The organism is Microbacterium sp. 22195 (assembly GCF_052056515.1).
Taxonomy (GTDB): Bacteria; Actinomycetota; Actinomycetes; order Actinomycetales; family Microbacteriaceae; genus Microbacterium.
Window position 1 is genome coordinate 1 of the sequence record NZ_JBQEPE010000014.1, and the last position, 1415, is coordinate 1415.

Below are 1415 nucleotides of genomic sequence, written 5' to 3' on the forward strand. Positions count from 1 at the left end.
CGACCGTGTCGTTTTCGGAGGAGAGGGTGCAGCTGCGGGCTGAGTTCGTGGTGTTGCTGGGGTCGCTGGGGAGCGTGATGCTTGCTGCGCGGGAGCTGGGGTTGAATATCAATACCGCGCGGTCGTGGGCTCGGGAGATCGGGTTCCGTGTGAAGGTTTATCCGTCGCGTCCGCATCCGGGGCGTGCTGAGTTCGCGCGTTTGCGTGCCGAGGGCGTCTCGCGTCGGGAAGCTGCGGTGCGTGTCGGTATTCATCCACGGACCGCAACGGACTGGGATAACGGGGTGCGGGAGTCGCGTGACTCGCGGTTCTATCCGGACGGTCGGCGCGTGAATTACGCGACTGGCGAGGTCACGATGGAGAGTATGTCGAGTCAGCCGTCACCGGTTTCAGATGTTGTGGGGAGCCGACTGTTGTCGCTGTTTGAGCGGGAGAAGATCGCCGATCTGCGCCGGGTGGGGTTCTCGTTGCGGGCGATCGGGCGGGAGATGGGCCGGTCGGCGTCGACGATCATGCGTGAACTGGATGCTCACACGGTCGATGGTCGGTATCTGCCGTATGCCGCGCATCGCGCGTCAGCAGCAGCACGAGCGCGTCCGAAACTGGCGAAGCTCGCCCGGCCGGGCAGGTTGCGGGATTACGTCACGGACGGGCTTTCGCGAAGATGGTCTCCGGAGCAGATCCGCAACCGGATCCGTGAAGAGCATCCAGACGATGAGGGCATGCGGGTGAGCACCGAGACGATCTACCAGGCCCTCTATTTCCAAGCTCGCGGTGGTCTGCGACGCGAGGTCGCTCAGGCATTGCGCACCGGCCGGGCCCGTCGTGTCCCGCAGAAGTCGGCGGAGCGCCGCACCAGCCGGTTCGTCGATCCGATGATCATGATCAGCGACCGGCCTGCCGAGATCGAGGATCGCGCTGTCCCCGGGCATTGGGAAGGGGATCTGATCACCGGGGAGCAGAACAAGACCGCGATCATCACCCTCGTCGAGCGGACGACCCGTTACGTGATGCTCGGACACCTGCCCGGCGACCACTCCGCACCCGCGGTCCGCGATGTCCTTCAGACCCTGATCGGGACGCTCCCGGAGCATCTGCGCGGGTCGTTGACCTGGGACCAAGGAGCCGAGATGGCCGAACACAAGGCGTTCAAGATCGCCACCGGCGTCCCCGTCTACTTCTGCGACCCCGCATCGCCATGGCAAAGAGGATCGAACGAGAACACCAACGGGCTGCTACGCCAATACTTCCCGAAGGGCACTGACCTGTCGGTCTATGGGCCCGCAGACCTCGAACACGTCGCCCAGCAACTCAACGGCCGCCCACGCAAAACGCTCGGCTGGAAAACTCCAGCCGAGCGCCTGCTAGAACTTGCCTAGTTCGTTTCGGTGTTGCGACGACCCCTTGAAACCGCC

General features: G+C 64.4%; 1 protein-coding gene. It reads left to right on the forward strand.

What is annotated here, in order from left to right:
* Window positions 1-5 precede the first annotated feature (5 nt).
* Window positions 6-1379: an IS30 family transposase gene (locus ACTJJ4_RS18580; protein ID WP_440944704.1), complete on the forward strand. Its 1374-nt coding sequence runs from the start codon at window positions 6-8 to the stop codon at window positions 1377-1379.
* Window positions 1380-1415: the final 36 nt, after the last annotated feature.